The 14,884-nt window shown below is 61.7% G+C and carries 11 protein-coding genes; 4 read left to right on the top strand and 7 right to left on the bottom strand.

Translation table 11 applies throughout. The features are described from left to right. Positions 1–14 precede the first annotated feature (14 nt). Positions 15–647 carry an NUDIX domain-containing protein gene (locus SINAC_RS27855; RefSeq protein WP_015248908.1) on the bottom strand — a complete coding sequence of 211 codons (633 nt, stop codon included), beginning with the start codon at positions 645–647 and terminating at the stop codon, positions 15–17. A 60-nt stretch (positions 648–707) separates the two neighbouring features. Here SINAC_RS27855 and SINAC_RS27850 point away from each other — a divergent pair, with 60 nt between their 5' ends. Next, positions 708–1,817 carry an acyl-CoA dehydrogenase family protein gene (locus SINAC_RS27850; RefSeq protein ID WP_015248907.1) on the top strand — a complete coding sequence of 370 codons (1,110 nt, stop codon included), beginning with the start codon at positions 708–710 and terminating at the stop codon, positions 1,815–1,817. A gap of 142 nt (positions 1,818–1,959) precedes the next feature. Here SINAC_RS27850 and aspS read toward each other — a convergent pair whose 3' ends face one another. Further along, complete coding sequence (gene aspS / locus SINAC_RS27845) at positions 1,960–3,720, bottom strand: aspartate--tRNA ligase (protein ID WP_015248906.1); 1,761 nt, start codon at positions 3,718–3,720, stop codon at positions 1,960–1,962. A 345-nt stretch (positions 3,721–4,065) separates the two neighbouring features. Between aspS and SINAC_RS27840 the strand changes: the two genes are divergently transcribed. After that, positions 4,066–5,223, top strand: coding sequence for a M28 family peptidase (locus tag SINAC_RS27840; RefSeq protein ID WP_015248905.1), 1,158 nt, complete (start codon positions 4,066–4,068; stop codon positions 5,221–5,223). Here SINAC_RS27840 and aroA read toward each other — a convergent pair. From aroA to SINAC_RS27825, 3 genes are all read right to left on the bottom strand, one after another. Further along, on the bottom strand, positions 5,181–6,470 hold the full coding sequence (gene aroA, locus SINAC_RS27835) for a 3-phosphoshikimate 1-carboxyvinyltransferase (protein ID WP_015248904.1): 1,290 nt from the start codon (positions 6,468–6,470) through the stop codon (positions 5,181–5,183). The genes SINAC_RS27840 and aroA overlap by 43 nt on opposite strands. 136 nt (positions 6,471–6,606) lie before the next feature. Then, entirely contained in the window at positions 6,607–6,918 is a 312-nt protein-coding gene (locus SINAC_RS27830) for a DUF167 domain-containing protein (protein ID WP_015248903.1), read from the bottom strand. Then, positions 6,915–7,610, bottom strand: coding sequence for a YggS family pyridoxal phosphate-dependent enzyme (locus tag SINAC_RS27825; RefSeq protein WP_020467507.1), 696 nt, complete (start codon positions 7,608–7,610; stop codon positions 6,915–6,917). The genes SINAC_RS27830 and SINAC_RS27825 overlap by 4 nt, the downstream gene beginning before the upstream one ends. 156 nt (positions 7,611–7,766) lie before the next feature. On the opposite strand from SINAC_RS27825, the gene SINAC_RS27820 reads away from it, so the two are divergent. Continuing rightward, positions 7,767–7,967 (top strand): hypothetical protein, encoded by a 201-nt coding sequence (locus SINAC_RS27820; protein ID WP_015248901.1) that lies wholly within the window; start codon positions 7,767–7,769, stop codon positions 7,965–7,967. Between the two features lie 21 nt (positions 7,968–7,988). Here the strand turns inward: SINAC_RS27820 and SINAC_RS27815 are convergent, their stop codons facing one another. Then, complete coding sequence (locus tag SINAC_RS27815; RefSeq protein ID WP_015248900.1) at positions 7,989–9,278, bottom strand: hypothetical protein; 1,290 nt, start codon at positions 9,276–9,278, stop codon at positions 7,989–7,991. Between the two features lie 1,093 nt (positions 9,279–10,371). Here SINAC_RS27815 and SINAC_RS27805 point away from each other — a divergent pair. After that, complete coding sequence (locus tag SINAC_RS27805) at positions 10,372–11,967, top strand: outer membrane beta-barrel protein (protein ID WP_015248899.1); 1,596 nt, start codon at positions 10,372–10,374, stop codon at positions 11,965–11,967. Between the two features lie 101 nt (positions 11,968–12,068). On the opposite strand, the gene SINAC_RS27800 is transcribed toward SINAC_RS27805, so the two are convergent. Further along, on the bottom strand, positions 12,069–14,720 hold the full coding sequence (locus tag SINAC_RS27800) for an amidohydrolase family protein (protein WP_015248898.1): 2,652 nt from the start codon (positions 14,718–14,720) through the stop codon (positions 12,069–12,071). Positions 14,721–14,884 lie beyond the last annotated feature (164 nt).

The raw sequence follows: 14,884 nt of genomic DNA, 5'->3' as shown, positions 1-14,884 counted from the left end.
AAGTCAATCTTCGCTTACTTCGTGGTCGATCGATACCGCCCTTCGCGACGAGGGACCGGTTGGATTCTCCCCTCGCGCAAGAGCCGGTTCCGCCAAGCGGTTGCCGATCGAGTGTTCTTGCCGATCGCTCGGAACAGATCCTGAATCTCGGGGTCACCAAACTGACGTGGAAGAATCGCCAGCCCCGCTTGGCCGTCGACCACGTCATGCCCAAGCCAGGCCAACGCCGCTTCCATGATGGCGTCGTGGTCGAACGCCAAGGGAGAGATCGCTCCCGGCTCGTGCCAGCCCGCTTCGGCAGCATCATCGGCTCCACCCACTTCGGGGAGGGGTGTTCGGATGACCGTAGCGTAAGCCAGGCTGATCGTCCTTCCTCGAGGGTCGCGGCCCGGGGCGCTGAAAACCCCGATGGGAGCGACCGGCCCCTTGTAGTCGAGTTTCGTCTCTTCAAGCAACTCGCGGCGCACCGCGGTTTCGACGGGTTCATCCATCTCCAGAAAGCCTCCGGGGATGGCCCATGACCCGGCGAATGGGTCGTGCTTGCGTTGAATGAGCAGGACTTTGAGCGTCGCTCCGACCAGCGCGAAGATGACGAAGTCAACGGTCACCGCCGGGCGCGGGTATTGATAGCAGTAAGAAGCGGCCATCGAGAGCGCGTCTCCGATCCAATTGTAGTTGGCGTCGGCCTGAATTTTCGTCAGACTACCATGATGAACGAACTCACTCCGAAGTTGATTCCGTGGCCCGAAACCAACCACGATGAAGGTCTGAGACGCTGCGTCGCCCGGCTCGCCGAGGCCGACGGGCCGGCGGATGAGTCGGGAGCATGGCCCGAGACCCTTTGGAGCCTCTTGACGGATGCCAGGGCACCGCGCTGGGTTCTCCCCAAGAGTATCGGCGGTGATGAGTGCGGTCGCCCTGAACTTCTGGAGCGATATGCAAGAGTCACCGAGGGGAGCATGACCGCCGCGTTCATTCTGACGCAGCACGATTCGGGATTACGTCGATTGCTGCTGGCCGCTCGTGACCGGCCCGTGGCGGCAGCCTGGATCCGCGCGATTGCCGACCGAGGGGCATTCACAACCGTCGGGATCTCGCAACTGACGACCTCGCGCAGGCACGGGGCCCAGGCCTTGAAAGCGATCGCACGAGCCGGGGGCGGTTACCGGCTGGACGGGACGATGCCCTGGGTGACTGCGGCCGAACGTGCGGACGTCCTTGTGACGGGTGCGGTCTTGGAGGATCAACAGCAACTCCTGATTGCGCTGCCAACCGATCGAGCCGGCGTCACAATCCCCCCTCCCTTCAACCTGGCGGCGCTCCAGGCGTCACGAACGACCGAGGTCGTGTGCGATAGGGTTGAGGTCGCAGCCGACGAGATCTTAGCCGGTCCTTCTCCCAACGTGATCGCCACCCCGGGCGCGGCGGGTACCGGCGGCCTGGAGACTTCAGCTCTTGCCCTGGGTCTGGCTCGTGCCGCATTGAACGCCCTGATCGCCGAGATTGCGACTCGAAGCGAGTTGGATGAGCCGGCCGATGCCCTGGCCGCCACCTGGAACGAACTCTGGCTCGCCTTGATGCAGACCGCGCGTGAAGAGGCCGAGGCGCTATCCCCGGGCCAGATTCGCTCCCAGGCCAACGCACTCGTTCTCAAGTGCACCCAGGCGTACCTCACGGCCCGCAAAGGGACCGGCTTCCTCCGAAGCGAGCCCGCGCAACGCTGGGCGCGCCAGGCACTCTTCTTCCTGGTCTGGTCCTGCCCCAGCCCTGTCGCTCAGGCGGCCATTCGCGACCTGGCCGGTCTCTGCTCCATCTAACTCGGTGAACGATGCTGGAATCGTCACCTCCGCATTCCAAAAAGGGCGACCGCCCATCGCGAAGGACAGGCGATGGGCGGTCACCCCTTTTGGAGTTACGAAGGCCCCGCCGATCCGTGCGGGGCCGCGACCGTCGGCTCTTTTAATCAGCCAGGCGGATGTTCAACTCACGCAGTTGGCGTGTGTCGACTCCGCCTGGTGCGCCCGTCATGAGGTCGGTACCGCGAGCCGTCTTGGGGAAGGCGATGCAATCGCGAATGTTGGTCAGGCCGGCGTAGAGCATCACGAGCCGGTCGAACCCGAACGCGATACCACCGTGCGGCGGAGCCCCATTGCGCAGGGCTCCGAGGAGGAACCCAAACTTCTCTTCGGCCTGCTCAGGGGTCAGCCCCAGGAGGCTGAAAATCTTCGATTGGATCTTGGGGTCGTGACACCGGATCGTCCCACCGGCGGCTTCCTCGCCATTGATCACGAGGTCGTAGGCCTGCGCCCGCACTCGAGCCGGATCGGTCTCGAGCAGCGGAAGGTCTTCAGCCAGGGGCATCGTGAACGGATGGTGTTCCGCGGCGTAACGTCCTTCCTCGGCGTCCCAGTGCAGCAAGGGGAAGCGCGTGACCCACGAGTAGTGGAACGACTTCGGGTCGTAGAGCTTGAGCTCGCCGGCCAGTCGCGTTCGCAAGTTTGTGAGCGCCTGGCTGGTCACCGCCTGGCTATCCGCAACGATCAGGATCAAGTCGCCCGGCTTGGCATCGAACCGCTCGCGAAGTTTCGCTTGGAGTTCCGGCGTGAAGAACTTGGCCGTCGGCCCGGTCAGCGTCGCCTCTTCCACCTTGAGCCAGACCAGGCCCTTGGTGCCGAACGTGGCAGAGTACTCAGTCAGGCCGTCGAGGTCCTTGCGGCTGTACTTCAGACCGGCCCCCGGAGCGCAGATCCCTCGGATTCGCTGGCCGTTTTCAATGGCAAGCTGGAAGACCTTGAACTCGGTCTCGGTCGCAAGGTCGGCGAGGTCCTTCAGCTCCAACCCATAGCGCAGGTCGGGACGATCGTTGCCGTACCGCTCCATCACGTCGTGGTACTCGAACCGAGGCAGTGGGAGCGTCGGCGCTTCGCCGGTAAACTCCTGCGCCATTGAGGCGACCATCGGCTCCATGGCCGTCATGACGTCTTCGTCTTCGACGAACGACATCTCGATGTCGAGCTGAGTGAACTCGGGCTGTCGATTGGCCCGAAGATCCTCGTCACGAAAACAGCGGGCGATCTGGAAATAACGATCGAACCCGGCCACCATCAGAACTTGCTTGTAGAGTTGAGGCGACTGTGGCAAGGCGTAGAAGTGCCCTGCGTGGACCCGGCTCGGAACGAGGAAGTCACGCGCGCCTTCGGGGGTGCTTCGCCCGAGGATCGGGGTTTCGATCTCGAGAAAACCACCAGCCGTCATCGTATTCCGCATCACCTGCGCCATCTTGTGGCGGATGATGAAGACCTGTTGCATCGCCGGCCTGCGAAGATCGAGGTAGCGATACTTTAGGCGAAGCTCTTCGTTGGCCTCGGCCCCTTTGATCTCGAACGGAGGAGTCGGTGTCGCGTTGAGAACCTCGAGCTCCTTGGCCCGGACTTCCAGGCTGCCGGTCTTGAGGTTGGGGTTCTCCTTGCCCGGGAGCCGAGGAGCAACCACCCCTCGGATTGCAACGACGTATTCGCTCCGGAGTTCACGCGCAGCCGCTTGAAGCTCAGCGCCGACCTCGGGCTCGAACACACACTGGGTCAGCCCGTAACGGTCGCGCACGTCGATGAAGACGAGCCCCCCAAAGTCGCGCCAGGAGTCGACCCAGCCGTTGAGCGTGACGGTCTGTCCCACATGGTCGAGTGTCAAATCACCGCAAGTATGTGTCCGTTTGAGCATGGTCGTCGCGTCTTCGGCCGCCTCGTGCGTTCGGATAGTTCGGTCATTTTCATCGGGGTTTCAGAGTAACCCGAGTTCACGCAAACCGTCAAGCAAACCAAGGTTTAGACAAACCTCTCGGGTGTTCGGTTCGTTCACGCCACCGGAGTGTCGCCCGCGCCCGTTGGGCTTGGCGATCCCAACGGCCAAAAGCGAACCAAGTCGAACAGTATCGAACCATCACGTGGGCTGAACTCGTAAGTCTTATAGGGAGAAAACTTGTGAGGCAAGACGCCTTCTGAGCAGAATGGACCGAAAGCGACCCGGCCGGCCCCCCTTCGGCGCAGCGACAAGGTAAGCTCTGTTATGAAGTTCGACATCGATCGGGCCATGGGCTGGGTCAAAACGTTCGACTTCCCGAGAGGAACCGGGAGTGAAGGCGAGCGTCACGCGGCCGACCTGCTGGCGGAGCCTCTGGAAAAGTCGGGCTGGCGCGTCAGCCGAGCCGTCACGCGGACCGGTTGCCGCCTCTCCACGCTGGTGATGATCCTGCTGCTCACGCTTCTGTTCGAGAAGTACTTCCTCTGGAAGGCCCTGCAACTGAGTTTTCCGAACCTGCCGCGAAGGTCGCGATTAGGCATGTACTTCGCGGCCTTCCTTCTGATCGCAGGCCTGATCCGACTCGCGGTGGGACGCCACGGCGTAAAGATCGCCCGGGAGCGATTCGTGGCCTGGCGATCGGCCAAGGAGCCGTCCCGGCTGGTCAACCTGATTGCCGACCGACCCGGCCTCAGCGAACGTCCCGCTCGTGTTTTCATCCTGACTCATCTCGACACCCCGCTCCGGGTTGCCAACCGGGAAGATGGGATCAGCAATGCGATCATCCTCGGCCTAATCGTGCTCGTCTTCCTCGGCTTTTCACCCGTCTGGACCACGTGGTCGGCGGCCGGAATCTTTCTGGTCTCTCTCCTCTTTCAAGCGCGGTACTGGCTGCGAGCCGAACGCCCGTCGGCCGGAGATAATCGAACGGGACTTGCCCTTCTCGCGGAAATGGCCCAGTCGCTTCCGACTCGGTTGCACGAACGGGTGGAGATCCACCTGGTGGCGGTTGGGGGCAGTTCCTCGGGTCAATTGGGAGCGCTAGCGCTTGCCGACGACATCCGTGGTCACTGGCCCCCCAAGCCCACGCTCGTCATCAATCTAGATTCCCCAGGCCTCGGGCCTGAGATCAGGTTGCTCGGTACGGGGAAAGCCCTCGAGGTTGCCCGGGGGGCCGCCAAAGACCTCTGGATTCCTTGCCGCGTGAAAAGAAGAGCGTTTTGCTGCCTCGATCACCGGCCCTTCATACTCAACCGAATCCCGGCCATCAGCCTGGCCGGGGATCGGAAAGGAACTCGAATCGAGCCGGCCAACCTTGCGGCCACCGTGCAACTAGCCACCGAGATCGCGTTGCGATGGGCTCGGCTAACGGCCCAACCTTCTCAAGTCGAGAGCTTACCCAGGTCTTCCCAGAAGCCGGGATAAGTTTTCGCGACGCAGTCGGGGTCGAGGATTGTGACCCCCTCGGTCTTCATACCCGCGATCGCGAATGACATGGCCATCCGATGATCGTCATAGGTCGCGATCCGGGCCGGCGAGAGCTTGGCCGGCGGATCGATGACGAGTCCATCGGGATGCTCGTCGACGCGGGCGCCCAGCTTCCGCAGTTCGGTCGCCAGGGCGCTCAGCCGGTCAGTCTCCTTATGGCGGATATGGGCGACGTTGCGGATTCGCGTGATCCCTTGCGCGAAGAGAGCGACCACCGCCAGGGTCATGACCGTGTCGCTGATCGCGTTCATATCCACGTCGACCCCCCTCAGCGTTCCTCCCGTCACGGTCGTCGCCCCGCGTTCGCGGACGACTTTGCACCCCATGTGCTCGAGGATGTCGACGAAACCGAGGTCTCCCTGGATGCTCTCGCTCCCCAACCCCTCCAGGGTGAGCGAACCGCCCGTCACCGCCGCCAATGCGAAGAAGTAACTCGCGGCCGAGGCATCGGGTTCGATCGCATAAGGGCGCCCGGTATAACGCGCGGGGCGGATATCGAACCGGCGATTCTTGCGGTTGCCGATTCGGACGCCGAACGACTCCATGACCTCGATCGTCATCGTGACGTAGGGGAGTGAAACAAGCGGGCCGTCCACCTCGACGGTCGTCGTTTCCCGGGAGTAAGGCAAGGCCATAAGCAGTCCACTGAGGAACTGGCTCGAGACGTCGCCCCGGACAAAGGCATTTCCCCCGTCGAGCCCTCGGGCCCGCACCGTCACGGGAGGGCAGCCGGTCCCGAGGTCACTTCGTGCGTCGGATCCGAGTCCGTTGAGCGCCAACAAGAGGTCGGAGACGGGCCGCTGACGCATCCGAGGAGTCCCGTCGAGGCGGTAGGTCCCCTGCCCCGTGGCGACCATGGCCGTCAGGAAGCGCAGACTCGTCCCCGAATTTTCCACAAAGAGATCGGCATCTTTGTTGGGGATTTTGTTGCCGCACCCGGGGACCGTCAGAGTCTTGGCCTCCCGATCATGCTCGACGGCAATCCCAAGCTTGCGCAGCGAGTCGACCATCACTCGCGTGTCGTCGCTATCCAGGGCCCCCGACAAGACGCTCCGGCCATCAGCCAAGGCCGCGACGATCAAGGCCCGGTTCGTCAGGCTCTTGGAGCCGGGCACCCGGATTTTCGCTATCGGCGGCGGCCCGGCCCAGGGTTGCACGGTCAGTTCACGAACATTCTCAGTCATCAGCGCGTTCCCATCAGCAATCGTTAAAGTTCAATCTCAACAGGACGGCCAGAGGCAGAACGCCACCCGGGCTACCGCGGTGCTCGCCGGCCATTGCGGGCCACCATCCGGCCGTTCATCCAGTTCCATTCCCGGTTCAGTTCAGCCCTTGCACTTTCATGAGCGTATCGAGCCGGCTCCGAACCTCTTCGGGGGTCTCGCCGACGATCAGAAATCGTTTCTCGCGCGAGGTTTGCCCGGACAAGAGGTCGATCTGCGACGCCTTGAATCCGAGGGCCTGGGCCAGAACGCCCTGAATCGCGACGTTCGCCTTGCCCGCCTCGGGCTTGGTCGCCACGGCCACCCGCAATGCACCGGCGTGCTCACCCAAAATGGCATCCTTCCGGGCGCCGGGGCGGGCTCGGACCGGGAGGACAGTCCCCCGGGGGTGATCGGTCAGTTCGATCATGAAAAGACCCCCTCGAAAATCGCCGAGCCAACGCGAACGATCGTGGCCCCCTCTTCGATGGCTGTCTCGAAGTCGTTCGACATCCCCATCGAGAGCTGCTCCAGTCTCAGGCCGGTCCGCTCCTTGAGCTTCTCGCGCACGTCGCGGAGCAAAATAAACGAGGGACGAGCCGTCTCACTCGTCGTATCCAGGGCCGCCATCGTCATCAGGCCGGCCACACGGAGGTTCCGACATCCGGCAATCGCGTCGGCATCCGCGAGGATCTCGTCCACCGACCAGCCGTGCTTGGCCGGTTCGTTCGACGTGTTGACCTGAAGACAGACGGCGGGTCCGTTTTCCGGATCGGCGACGAGTGCATCAAGCCCTTGGAGCAATCGCAGGGAATCGACCGCGTGAATCATCCGCACCATCGGCACCGTTTTCTTGGCCTTGTTACTCTGGAGATGGCCAATGAGATGCCAGCGCACCGACGAATTGCCAAGATGATTCACCTTCTCCCAAAGCTCTTGCGGATAGTTCTCCCCGAGATCCAGCGCACCGAGAGCAACGAGCGGTGGAACGACCTCGACGGGGAGGCGCTTCGTCACCACAACCAGCGTGACCTCGTCGGGAGACCGCCCCGAGCGTTGAGCCGCCTCGGCAATTCGGTGGCGAACAGAGTCGAGGTTGCGACGAAGAACGTCTGTGTCCATAGGTCGATTGTCTTGCATTCCTGTCCATACGAAAGGCAGACCCCAAATCGCAGTCGAAGTGGGCTGGCCGATCGACTATTCTAGGTTGACTCGCCACAGCCTCTCGCAAACCCGCCCAGGTGTCGAGCGACCTTCGAATCGAGGATCCACACCGCGATGAAACCGTTTTTGATGATTCTGGGAATTCTATCAGCTCTCTTGATCGTTGCGCAACTGGTGATGGGCCAGTTGATCCTGAGCGGTCAGGCGGAATGGGTCAAACGACATCAGCATTCCGGCTACCTGACAGTCGTGGTCGCCCTGCTCTACATTGTTCTCTCGTTGCCCAAGATCGCCTCGCTCCCCAAACGGCCGTGACCGGAGTGGCAACGACTCCGTTCACTCCTTGACCGTGAGGAGCGGCTCCACGTTCCCTTCCTTGGTGAACAGTCCGATGAGAAAGCGAGCTGCGGTCTTGTGGCCCAGAAATGAGCGGGGCACGGGGCGGGCGAGGCTTCGATAAATGACCAAGGACTCATCGCGCCCCCACGCCACCCGATAGGCCACGGCCGTCTCGGCCCCACAGATTTTGGGACCTTCCGACACCGTCAATGGTCTCCAAACGAGCGTCTTGCGATTCCGGCCCGACTCCCAGGAGACCAGGAGCGGCAGCCACCCGCGCCTGCCTGCAATCGGCTGACGCAAGACGAGCTCGTTCCCAGCGCGCTGAAAGGTTCCCCGTTCCCCGCCCGACGATCGATAGGGCAGGCCAAGCGGGATCAACCGAGGCGAGGCGACGCGCGAACCCAGCGTGAGTGCCAGGCTGCGGTTCTCCGCCGGCGGGACCACGTCAATCCCTTCAGGAATGCCGAGCCGGATCTCGCCGGCCGTCGGCTTCCCGTCGATCTGGTCGGCCAGGAGTGCGAGCCGACGCCCTCGGAATAAGAGAGCGGTGCGAACGACACGGAGGGGGCCCACACGAAACGACCACTCCGCAAGGTCAACGGAGTAATTGGAGACCCAGAGACTGGGTCGCGCTCGCCCCACAGCCACCGGAGCGGCGGCGAGAGCGGTCCCCAAGGTCCAGGACGGTCCGAGCCACGTCCGACCGAGACCGATGAATTCGAAATGGGTTTCAGGACCGCGCTGACGATGGTCAATGACCATCAGGTCCCCCGACTTCGACCAGTCAGCACGGAGGCTCGCCAACGGGTGCTCCGCCCGAGCCGAAGCGGGCAACGGAGGGGGAGAATGACGTACGTCGGGCCCGGGGAACCACCAATCGATCACGGTCTTGAAACCGGGTTCGGAGAGTTGGTCGGCCCACGACCGGAGCGCCTGCTTGGTCGCGCTGGGAATCCCGTTCGGACCGAACACCATCGAACCGTCCGGCCGCATAAACCTCAAGGTCGCGAGGAAAAAGCCCTCGACTCTGGCGTCGAGCTCCGGGGACCAACTCTCGCCGAGCGCCTGCCGCCTCTCGGCCAGCAAGGTCAGGCAGAGTGACCACTCGCCAACCGGCAAGCGACGTGGTGCCCCCTCCAAATCCAGTTCCCGATCCAACCAACGCCCCAATCGGTCCGCCTGGTTGCGTTGCCCAGACGCAGCCACGACCCGGCACAAGTCCTGGTACGCCTCGGAAGCGTGAGTCTCTTCACCGATTGTCGCGTCCGGAACTGTAGATCCCACTCTCGCTCTCTCCTCAAAACTACAGCCTGTCTCCCGAGATTTTCTATTCTACCAGCTTACCCACCAAACGAGTGGATTAGCGGCAAAGGGCATTCTGCACAAATCGCAGGCGTCTCTGCGTAACAACATGGCACCCATTGCGATTTCTGTGTCGGTCCTCGCCCTCGAGAGGAAAATTTTCGGGAGATTCGATTTTTCGTAAACCACGACTGTGTTAGTGGTTAAAGCACTCCCAGTGGAATCGCGGTCGGCCCGAAAACACTCTGGCACACCTCTTGCATTGCTACTGAATCCAGAAGCGAAACACGAGAGACTAAGACATGAGAAATCAAGAAACGTTCTGATTCAAGTCTTGGTTGTTTTGAGCAAGCTTCACAAAACACTCCTCCGGCGACAGCTTTCGGCTTCTAAAGCAAAGAGCTTACCGCCAAAGAGCGAGCGGGTTGCCTTCGCACGACGACCCGCTCGCTCTCTCTTCTCACAACCGTGGGCTCCCCCGATGGGGGAAACCACGACCCGGCTAGCCGGCCAGACAGTATCACCCGAGTCGCCATGGGAGAGGTGGTGGACAAGGACTGATACGATCTGGCCGGCTTAGTATTTCGAAAGTGATCGTGGGCTTCCCATTCTTCCAATCCTCTCGATAACTCCGACTTTCCCGCTTCCTCCGTGAAATAGCTCAGTTCCACAACGATCAACGCCGATAAGACAGATCAGTCGGATCGTATCTCCCAAGGGCTAGTCAGTTTGCACGCACCATTTGGGCTCGACTTCATGTGGAATGAAGCCGGCCGGAATGTCCTTGCCGTGTTTCGCTGGTTGGGTTTGGGGAGTACACGGGTCCCCAGATGGTCCAGTGCAATCAACGAGATCGAAGTCCTCCTGAAATGATCGGCTCTCCCGAAGAACCTCGGTCACGAGTTCTTTGCCCGATCTGTCTAGGAACGGAATCACGACGAAAGCACAACGCCGTGACGCCATCGGCCGGGACATTGGAGTGGAGCGAAGCTCCTCGGGCTTCCTTCGGGACGCCTGCGCTGGAAAACAATCCGCGAAGGATTCGTGGGTTGTGAAGTCATTCAGGAGGATGACCATGAAATCACCGTTCGTCCGTGGAACAAGCTTTCTTGCTCTCATCTGCGGATTCTATGCCGCCGAGGGCCGTGCTCAGAGCGATGGGCGCCAGGTTCCGACCCAATTCAGGAATGCGCCGGCACCGGCGCCGGGCCTAACTCCGCGTCTTCTGTATCCGGGCGGGTATCAACGCCCTTCGCGATTCGCGTCTGCTCGCCAAGAGCTACCGGACGGGGTCCCCACACCGGAAGCTCCCTCTCCGAGCTTCCCCGATCAGCGTGGTCCGCTGACGGAACCATTCTCGCCAAGTGGATCGGGTGGCACGGCCAACGCGACGGATGTCGCGCTCCCGAGGGCCGAACGCGCAGGGGGAGGCGGCGAGCCGACCGAAGCCGAGGCCGCCGCAGAAACCAAGCCGGCCGAAGAAGCCGAGGTCGATGACACCAAACTCTTGATGAACGCGTTGGGCCGAGCCGACGCCCCGGTCAAGGTCTATGGCTGGATCCAGAATAGCTATACGGGAAACACCAATGGTGTCCCCCCCAGCGCCACCAACTTCGGCGTGAATCCCAACTTCCTCGCCAATCGCTGGATGGGCAACCAGTACTACCTGATCTTCGAGAATCCCCTCGAGCAGAACGACGAGATCAACTTCGGGTTTCGCGTCGACAATCTCTTCGGCAACGACTGGCAGTTCAACCACATGCGTGGGTTGTTCGACAGCTCGTTTCGCCTGAACCATTTCGCCGGCTATGATCCCGCCCAATTCTACGCCGAGGTCCACCTCCCCTACCTGACCAAGGGGGGCATCGACATTAAGGGGGGCCGGTTCTATACCATCCTCGGTTACGAAGTGGTCCCCGCGACCGGTAGGCCGTTGCTCTCCGTTCCCTACATGTTCAACTACGGCCAGCCGTTCACCCACTTCGGAATGCTGTCGACCTTGCACCTCACCGACCGGGTGAACGTCTATAACGGTGCGGTCAATGGCTGGGACCGCTGGATTAACGAAAACTACAAATGGAATTATCTCGGTGGCGTTTCCTGGACCTCCAAGAACGGCAAAGCCAACCTCGCCATCTCTTATATCGTCGGGCCCAACCAGTATCCCAACTTCCCCAACAGCCCGCAGATCACCTTCCCCGGACAAACCGGCGTCCTGAAACCCAACTTCCTGGCCGGCCGGCGCAATCTCGGCTATGCCGATAACTGGCGGACGACAGTCACCTCGGTCCTCTCTTACAAGTGGACCGACAAGCTGACCCAGGTGATGGAAACCGACCAGGGCTTCGAGGGCAACATCCCCGGGATTGGGCCGGGGGGAACCAACCAAAACGCGAGCTGGCAGAGCTTCGGCAACTGGTTCCTCTACGGCTTCAACGACAAGCTGACCGGCGTTTGGCGTTCGGAAGTGTTCCGCGACAACAATGGTGTCCGCACCGGTTTTGCAGACAACTTCTACGAGCAGACGCTAGGCTTGATCTATAAGCCCAAGCCCTGGCTCTGGCTCCGCCCGGAAGCCCGTTATGACTGGGCTCAGTTCACCACCCCCTACAACGACGGCACCCGCAATAGCCAGTTCACGCTCGCAATCGACGCGATCTTGCTCTACTGACCATCATGAGTAGCCGGCGAGTCCGACGACCATGCCGTCGTCGGACCCGTCGGATCCCGATTCCGCAGAATCAAGCTTGCCCCGGTCGCGGTCCTCTCGTCTCAATCGGTTCGCGCCGATCGACGCAGGGCGTGTCCGGGGCGTGCTCCGTTATGGACGCCCCGTTCGAGGACCGGCTTGCCGTTCACGATGACGTACTCGATCCCTTCCGCATATTGGAATGGCTCGAGGTACGTCGATTTGTCGATCACTTTCGCGGCGTCGAACAGCGTGATATCTGCGAACTGACCGGGACGCAGCAGGCCACGGTCGACCAGGCCGATTTTCGCAGCGTTCAGCGACGTCATCTTGCGAACGGCGTCTTCCAGGGAGAGCAAGTGACGATCGCGAACGTAAACCCCGAGGACACGGGGGAACGTCCCGAAACTTCGGGGGTGCGGATTTCCCTGGCGCAATGGCCCCTCGATCGCCAGCGCCGAGCCATCGGAGCCGATCGAACACCAGGGCTGCCGTAGAGCAAGGTTCATATCCTCTTCAGTGTGGTGGGCATAAATCGTGCTGATCGAGCCCTTCTCCTCAGCCAAGAAGTCAAACAATTGGTCGATCGGATCAGGGACCGGGGCCTTGCCTTGGCCACGCTCGGCGAGGATCCGGTCCATCGTCATTCCCTGAAACCGCTTGTTCGCCTCCGACAGGTTCGCGCTGATTAGCATTCGCCCCCAGTCACCACCGACGGCCGTATAGTGGTTGTACCAGCCGGGTCGGCCGTTGCGGATATCATCCCTCATCCTTCGGCGGTCCTCCGGGTCCTTGAGCCGGCGGAGAAGTTCCGACTTCCCTCCTTCGTGAGCCCAAGGGGGGAGAATGGTAACAAGGTCGTTGTTACCTCGCGTATAAGGATAAACATTGGCCTGAATATTGACGCCTCGCCATCTGGCCTCGTCAATCAGGCTCACGATCTCGTTCATCCGGCCCCAGAGCGTTTGCTCGGCAATCTTCACGTGGATGATGTCCACCGGCACCCCCGCGCGTTCGCCGATCGCAATAGCTTCGTTCACTGCGTCGAGAACCGTGGTTCCCTCATTTCTCAGATGTGAGGAATAGATCCCACCGTGCCGTCGAACGACCTTGCAGAGTTCGACGAGGTCGTCAGTTGTGACATTCAGTTCTCGAGGGCCGGCCAGCATCGTCGAGAGTCCGAACGCCCCATCGTTCATGGCCTCTTCGAGGAGGACTTTCACAGCCTCGAGTTGCTCCGTGTTGGGGCGGTCGAGCACATCCCCCATCACGCAGTCGAGGAGTGTGCCCAGCCCGACGTAGGAGGCAACATTGGTTGCGATGCCCCCGCCTTCCAGAGCGTCGAGATATCCCCCCAGGGTGGTCCATTCGATCGTCTTGCCAGCCCGACGAAACGAACCGGGGGCCTGCTTTCCCTTGGAGGGCCCTCCTGAACTGTCTTCGCCGAGGACTTCCGTCGTGACCCCCTGGCGAATCTTGCTCTGGGCGTTGCCATCCTTGAGCAAGGGGCGATCCGAGTGCGAATGCATATCAATAAAGCCGGGGGACACGACGAGGCCCCGGGCGTCGATGATCCGCCGCGTGGGGGCGTCCGTGGGAACTTGGCCCAGCGCCACAATCCTGTCGCCCCGGACCGCGACGTCGCCAAGGAACCAGGGGTTGCCCGTCCCATCGACGATCGTGCCGCCGCGAATCAAGAGGTCGAAGGGCTGGACAAGGGGTTCCGCTTTGAGGGCCACGGCCAGCGCCGCCACGGCCCACGCGGTCGCCGGGATCGAGATAAACTGATGCTTGCCGTGCGGGTCGCCATTATCGAAGTAGACCTGGACGGGCTTCACCCGAGTTTCTACCTTCCATGAGCCGTCGTCGCACTGAGAATCGAGCAGGAAGCGAAGCCCGCGCTGGTAGACCTTGCTGGCGACGTCAAAACCGGCCTCCTCGAGACCGGCAAGTGTCTGGCCGGTGGCATACGCATCACTCGGCAGATCTTCGCGCGCAGGCCAACCGCCGTCATCCCGTTGCGCGTCCAGCACCACGGTCATCGCCTGGTCGACCAAGGGACGTTCCGCTTTTAGCCGAAGCAGCCCACGCAGCCGAGCATTCCGATCCTCCTGGTTCTTGACATGAGCACTTAACAGCCACGTTTGTGCCTTTGCGATGGCATCTTCGACGGAGCGATTCCGATCACGATCGCCATAGTGGCTGAGACCTTCGACTGCCAACGTGGTGCAGGTGATTGCCGACTCTTCGAGGGGTGGCCGCCTCCCCGACGTCCCCCAGTGACCGTCCTGAGTTTGCGTCTTGAGCAGGTAGGAGACCATTGCCTCGGCGATTTCATCGCGCGGCCAATCGGCCAGGGCCAGGCCCCAAAGGCCGTAGCCGACCGTCATCGCGGCGCCACCGACTCCCTTGCCCTGCGTCATCTCCTCGATCTTTTCCTGAAACGACTCGACGCTGAAATCGGCCTGTTCATGGAGTAGATCCGCTTCGATCGCCAATCCATGCGCGCGGGCTTTCACCATGGCCAGCATCGGCAAGGTCTGATGGTGGCACGAAAAACAGGAACGGTGGAGGGGATACTGGGTCGCAGCCTTCTGAACGATCTGCAAGCCTCGCTGCACCGAGTCTCGAATCTTTGCCTGCGAGACCGGCGGATCGGCTTCGCCGGCGATCGTCGAGGTCGCGAGGAGCGTGAGCAGAAGACACGCAAGGCGGGCGAAATCGCGTGGCATCATTGATTTCTCCGAAGGGGTTGCACCACCCTACTCCCCGGTCCTGGACACGGGCAAGTGGCATGTCAACCCTTTCGGCGCAAGATTATTCTGTCTGAGCGCCGGCACTCCGGATTGGAGGTGGGCATGGCCCACCCGGTTCCGCCCTCGCGGATAAAGAATGGTCC

It is taken from the genome of Singulisphaera acidiphila DSM 18658 (genome assembly GCF_000242455.2).
Lineage (GTDB): Bacteria > Planctomycetota > Planctomycetia > Isosphaerales > Isosphaeraceae > Singulisphaera > Singulisphaera acidiphila.
This window is presented reverse-complemented; position numbering and strand designations above follow the sequence as displayed.